The sequence below is a fragment of the Novacetimonas hansenii JCM 7643 genome (genome assembly GCF_000964405.1).
Taxonomy (GTDB): domain Bacteria; phylum Pseudomonadota; class Alphaproteobacteria; order Acetobacterales; family Acetobacteraceae; genus Novacetimonas; species Novacetimonas hansenii.
The window spans coordinates 1-6,253 of sequence record NZ_BANE01000200.1 but is presented as its reverse complement, the minus strand read 5'-3'; the positions used below and the strand labels follow the sequence as shown (position 1 = coordinate 6,253).

Genomic DNA, 6,253 nt, shown 5'->3' with positions numbered 1-6,253 from the left:
CCGCCGCCACGTCTGCCGCGATTGTCATGCCACCCGCCATGCGGCGGCGGTGGACCGCCCCGCCCGTGCCACGGCTGCGCCAGCGCGGAGGCGGCGGGCAGGGTAGCGGCCGCCAGTGTCAGTGCCGCGCCCGCGACGGCAAGAAACTTGGGGAATCGTAAAAACCGCTTCAATGCGAGGGCCCTTGTCCAATGGTGTGTGAAAAGGAAATGGCGGGTAATGTCTTAACCATCTGTGATCATACCCTGCGTCATGTCGAAATGATGGCTGAGATGGCCTCCGTTATGCCGCGATCCGCAGGCGCTTGGTCAGGGCCGAAAGCCGGTGGCGACGCAGCTCGCCCCGTGCGCGCGAATCATTGGTCATATAGTTGAGCTGTATGGTGTTGCGCACGCCGACATACCGGCGATGTCCATGCCATGTGTTCATGCCATTGGGGAAAACCAGCAGCGTTCCGTTCACCGGGGCGACTTCGGTGGTATAATCCTCAATGTCATGTTCCCCGCGCAACAGGCGCAGGCAGCCTTCGTGCCGGGTCCATGCGGTATCGTCCACATTAAGATAAAGCAGCACCGTCACCCGCTTGCATGCCGAGTCGCGGTGAATGCGCCCGTCCTGCGCCCGCGTGCGTCCGCGCAGGGTCAGCATCGTCGGTGCGTCGTGCAAGTCCAGCCCGAACTTCGCCGCGATGATGTCACGCAGCCGTGGTCCCTGCAGTTCCGCCACAAGGTCGCGGATCAGCGGTGAAAGTTTCAGCGCACTTGGCGGGTAGGATCCCCCCGCGCCAAAGACCGGCAGGGACGCGACCGCCGCGCGCAGATCCTGCGTCCCGATGAAATGGGGCACGATGGCGTGGGGAAACGGGTCGGTGGCGACGACGGCGTTTTCCAGCGCGGCATAATCGGGGATGATGGGTATGGTCATGCGATCCTGTGGGGCCACGACAAGGGGGACGCGCCCAAGATTAAGGGGCCATGCCGTACGTCGCAAGGCCATCGTCAGGCGCATGCCGCTGGGGGTGGGGCGGAGGTGATGCATGGTGTCTGATGAACGTTGCGCGGCCGGGATGGGTCCATCACAAATGCTCCATTTCCCCGCCTTTGTGTTCACCAGATGGAGAGAACGCCCCTAACGGCCATATATGGCGGTTTCGTGCCCTTGCCCATGCGGCGGGGAGGGATTATCGGCGTTGGGTATGGACACCGAAATTCGCACCGCCTCCGCCCCCCCACAGCCGGTTCCGCAAGACGGTGCCGGCCCCTTTGCGACCTATGAGGCCCGCGTGGCTTCGGGGAAGCTTGACCGCGACCCGGAGCAGGAAAAGGCGGCCCGTCGCCTTGACCGGCTCTGGCGCGAACTGCGTGATTACCACCCGATGGTCATGCAGCGTCAGGCCACCGCGCGGCATGGCCTGTTCGGGGGGCTGCGCGCGCGCCTCGGGCTTGGTGGACGTGGCGCACAGGCCGCTCCCTCCCGCCCGCGCGGCGTTTACATGGTCGGGCAGGTCGGGCGCGGCAAGACGATGCTGATGGACCTGTTCTTTGACCTCGCCCCGGTGGAGCACAAGCGCAGGGTGCATTTCCACCGTTTCATGCAGGACGTCCACCAGCGCATCCATGACATGAAGGTGGCGGACCCTGCCCTGTCCGACCCGATCCCGCCGCTGGCCCGCCAGATCGCGCAGGAAGCGTGGCTGCTGTGCTTTGACGAATTCCAGGTCAACGACATTGCCGATGCGATGATCCTTGGCCGTCTGTTCGATTTCCTGTTCGCTGACGGGGTGGTGGTGGTCGCAACGTCGAACACCAAGCCCGAGGACCTGTTTCAGGACCGCCCCGGCGCGGATGCGTTCAAACCCTTCATCGACATCATCATGCGTGAGGTTGATACCGTCATCCTCGATTCCCCGCGTGATTACCGCCGGGGCTGCGTGCGCGGCATGCGTACATGGATCGTGCCCGCCGATGCGGCGGCGAAGGCGGAACTCGACACCATCTTCACCCACCTGGCCGCCGGCGCGCCGGTACAGGCGGTTGACCTTGACATCATGGGCCGCACCCTGCGGGTCGAACGCGCGGCGGGGCCGGTCGCGCGCTTTACATTTGCCGAACTGTGCGGGCGGTTTCTCGGGGCGGGGGATTATCTTGCGCTTGCGACGCGCTTTGCCAGCCTCGTCATCGACGATGTGCCGCGCATGGGACCCGATAATTTTGACGAGGCCCGACGCTTCATCGTCCTGATCGACGCGTTGTACGAACAGAACGTCAAGCTGTTTGCCTCCGCCGGGGACCAGCCCGATTCCCTGTATGAACGCGGGCAGGGGGCGACGGCGTTCGAACGCACCGCATCGCGCCTTGAGGAGATGCAAAGCGCATCCTACGCCCAGTTGCCCCACCTGTCGGCATAGCTGTTGTGACAACGCCGCGCCCCCTGTGCGCAGGGTCACGCCATCGTGACGCCCATGGCGTGGCTGTGACTGGTGCGGCGGTAGGCAAAGGGGCCGGTCTTTGCTTGGGTAGTCGAGGAAGTTCCCAGGGCCGGAATTGTGCCACGCAGGGCGGTATTTTCATCGCGTTTTCCCCGTTTGCGGGGGGTGCATACGAAAATGTCAGCATGCGTCCACAGCAATCCTGACCTTGATGAATGATGGCGGTACCCATGGCCGGGTGCCGTTAGGGTAAGGGCCATAAGCCGGCCTGCGGGCAGGGGCCATCACATGGCGCCATGGATGCGGGACCGGACAAATAACGCGGCCGACAAGGTCGTCAGTGAGGAGATGTCTTCAAGATGGCGGGCGTAGATATTCTTTCGACCGCATTCAGCGGCGCCAATACGGCCTATCTGGCCGAGTTGTATGCACGCTGGGCGGTGGACCCCAAAAGTGTCGATCCCTCTTTCGCGTCCCTGTTCGCCGAAATGGATGAACAGAGCACGGAAATCGAGCACGATGCCGAAGGCGCGTCGTGGGCGCCACGCGCACCCATGATCACCGGCGAGGAAAGCGTGGCCGCCCCGGCGGGCGGCACGGTTTCCGCCGAAAGCCTGCATGCGGCGGCGGATGACAGTCTGCGTGCGACGCAACTGATCCGGGCGTATCGTGTGCGCGGCCATCTCGAGGCGCGGCTGGACCCGCTGGGGCTGCAGGTGCCCAAGCCCCATGCCGACCTTGATCCCGCGACCTATGGCTTTGGCCCTAATGACCGTGACCGTCCGATCTATCTTGGCCGCATCGTCGCCAGCCTGATCGGGTCGGAAACCGCGACCATCAATCAGGTGCTCGATGCATTGCGCGCGGTCTATTGTGGTCCGATCGGCATGGAATACATGCATATCCAGGATCCCGAACAGCGGATGTGGGTGCAGGCCCGCCTTGAGGGCGACAACTGGCGGCAGGGCGCCAGCGCGCATGAAAAGAAGGTCATCCTTGAACACCTGACACAGGCCGAAGGTTTCGAATCTTTCTGCCAGAAACGCTATGTCGGCACCAAGCGCTTCGGGCTTGAGGGCGAGGACGTCACCATCCCCGCGCTGCATGCCCTGATTGACCAGGCCGCAAGCGGTGGCGTGCGTTCGGTTGCGATCGGCATGCCGCATCGCGGGCGCCTCAACACGCTCGTCAACATCGTGCGCAAGCCCTATACCGCGATCTTCAGCGAATTCGCCGGTGCATCGTTCAAGCCGGACGACGTGCAGGGGTCGGGCGATGTGAAATACCATCTCGGCACTTCCACCGATGTGGAGATCGCGGGCACGCCGGTCCATATCTCGCTCCAGCCCAACCCCTCGCACCTTGAAGCGGTCGATCCCGTGGTGATCGGCAAGGTGCGGGCGACGCAGGACGATGACGACCCGCACCAGCGTGGCCGCCATATGGGCATCCTGCTGCATGGCGATGCGGCATTCGCGGGGCAGGGGATCGTTTACGAAACGCTGGCGATGTCGCAGTTGATCGGATACCGCACCGGCGGCACCGTGCATGTTGTGGTCAACAACCAGATCGGCTTTACCACCGTTTCGATCCACGCGTTTTCCGGGCTTTACTGCACGGATATCGCCAAGGCGGTGCAGGCCCCGATCTTCCACGTCAACGGGGACGAGCCCGAGGCCGTTGTCTACTGCGCGCGCCTTGCCGCAGAATTCCGCCAGAAATTCGCCTCCGACGTTGTTATCGACATCGTGGGGTATCGCCGTCACGGCCATAATGAATCGGACGAGCCGTCCTTTACGCAGCCGATCATGTACAAGGCCATTGCGGCGCGCCCGACCATCCGCACCCTGTATTCCGAACGCCTGGTGCGCGAAGGCGTGCTGAGCGAGGCGGAGGTCGAGGGCGAATGGAATGCGTTCCATGAAAAGCTCGAAGCGGCGTACCAGGCGGCGCAGGGCTATAAGCCGAACAAGGCCGACTGGCTGGAAGGCGCGTGGCAGGGGCTGAAGCCGCCGCCGGTCGATGCGGTCGTGACCATGCCCAAGACGGGTATCGCCATTGACCGGTTGCGCGAAATCGGCGCGGCCCTGTCCAAGGTGCCTGACGATTTCACCGCCAATCCCAAGATCATCCGCCAGCTTAAGGCCAAGGCGAAGATGTTCGAAACGGGCGAGGGAATCGACTGGGCCACGGGCGAGGCGCTGGGCTTTGGCGCGCTGCTTCAGGACAAGCATCATGTCCGCCTGTCGGGCGAGGACTGTCAGCGCGGCACCTTCAGCCAGCGCCACGCCGTCCTGATCGACCAGGTGAACCAGAACACCTATGTGCCGCTGAACAACATCAACACCCAGCAGGCGCATATCGAGATCTATAACTCGCTGCTGTCGGAATTCGGGGTGCTGGGCTTCGAATACGGCTATTCGCTGGCCGATCCGAATGCGCTGGTCCTGTGGGAAGCGCAGTTTGGTGACTTCGCCAACGGCGCACAGGTCATCATCGACCAGTTCATTGCCTCGGGCGAGACGAAGTGGCTGCGTATGTCCGGCCTCGTGATGCTGCTGCCGCATGGGTATGAGGGACAGGGGCCGGAACATTCCTCCGCCCGTCTGGAACGTTATCTGCAGCTCTGCGCCGAAGATAACCTGCGTGTGTGTAACCTGACCACGCCTGCCAACTACTATCACGCGCTGCGTCGGCAGTTGTTCCTTGATTACCGCAAGCCGCTGATCATCATGACGCCAAAGTCGCTGTTGCGGAACAAGCTGGCGGTTTCTGACCTGAAGGATTTCGGGCCGGAGACGACCTTCCTGCCGGTGATCGGGGAAATAGATCCCATCGCCGATCCCAAGAAGGTGGAGCGTGTCGTGATCTGTTCTGGCAAGGTCTATTACGACCTGTTGACCGAACGGCGGGAACGCAAGCTCGATACCGTTGCGATCGTGCGTCTGGAACAGTTCTATCCGTTCCCGGCGAAGCTGCTGGGCGACGAACTGTCACGCTATCCCGGCGCGAAGGTCATCTGGTGCCAGGAAGAACCTGCCAACATGGGTGGCTGGGACTTTGTGGATCGCCGGATCGAGGGCGTCCTGGGCAGCATCAAGCACAAGAGCCCGCGTCCCGAGTATGTGGGCCGTATCGCCGCCGCCAGCCCGGCAACGGGTCTTGCGAAGGTGCATCTTGCGGAGCAGGCCGCGCTGGTCAACAAGGCCCTCGGCGTTGCGTAACAGGGCAGGCGGCGGGATGCATGCCCGTCGCCGCCCGGTCATTTCGCCATGCGCCGTTGCATGGATATCGCCCATGAGGCTGCCCATGGACGCAGCCCATGGACATTGCGGCATGTGGCATTGAACAGGGTCCGGTCCGTCATGGCGGCCGGGCAGGGTTAACAGGCCGGATGGTGGTCGTGCCGCCATATGAACAAGGCCTGAGGTCAGGAACTGTCACGCTGTCCCGTCACGCGCGCGGATAACCGCGATACGGGGTGGGACGGCAAAGGGATTGGAAAATAGGAATGTCTGCCGAGATCAAGGTGCCGACGCTGGGTGAAAGCGTAACTACCGCAACCGTTGCAAAGTGGCTGAAGCAGCCCGGTGATACCGTGTCCGCCGATGACCCGGTGGCCGAACTGGAAACCGACAAGGTCAGCGTGGAAGTCCCCGCGCCGCAGGCCGGTGTGCTGGGTCCGCTGCTGGTGGCCGAAGGGGCGGAGGTCGAGGTCGGCACCGTCCTGTCCACGGTCGAGGCCGGCACGGGCAAGCCCGCCGCCCCCGTGGCGAAGCCCGCCCCGGCACCTGCCGCCGGCGTGCAGGCCCAGCCGCTGAGCAC

Annotated in this window: 4 protein-coding genes; 3 read left to right on the top strand and 1 reads right to left on the bottom strand. The window is 63.5% G+C overall.

All coding sequences use genetic code 11. From position 1 onward, the window contains the following. Positions 1–282: 282 nt before the first annotated feature. A complete protein-coding gene (locus B7G66_RS12955; protein WP_040511285.1) occupies positions 283–924 on the bottom strand; it encodes a 2OG-Fe(II) oxygenase in 642 nt (213 codons plus the stop codon). 271 nt (positions 925–1,195) lie between these two features. On the opposite strand from B7G66_RS12955, the gene zapE reads away from it, so the two are divergent. The 3 genes from zapE to B7G66_RS12940 all read left to right on the top strand — a co-directional run. Further along, positions 1,196–2,407, top strand: a complete 1,212-nt coding sequence (zapE, locus tag B7G66_RS12950) for a cell division protein ZapE (RefSeq protein ID WP_003617093.1) — start codon at positions 1,196–1,198, stop codon at positions 2,405–2,407. A 380-nt stretch (positions 2,408–2,787) separates the two neighbouring features. Continuing rightward, the gene (locus B7G66_RS12945) at positions 2,788–5,652 is read left to right on the top strand and encodes a 2-oxoglutarate dehydrogenase E1 component (protein ID WP_003617095.1); all 2,865 of its coding nucleotides are present in this window, start codon (positions 2,788–2,790) and stop codon (positions 5,650–5,652) included. Between the two features lie 287 nt (positions 5,653–5,939). Beyond that, positions 5,940–6,253 (top strand): biotin/lipoyl-containing protein (locus tag B7G66_RS12940; RefSeq protein ID WP_048859261.1); only part of this gene is annotated, 314 nt, incomplete at its 3' end.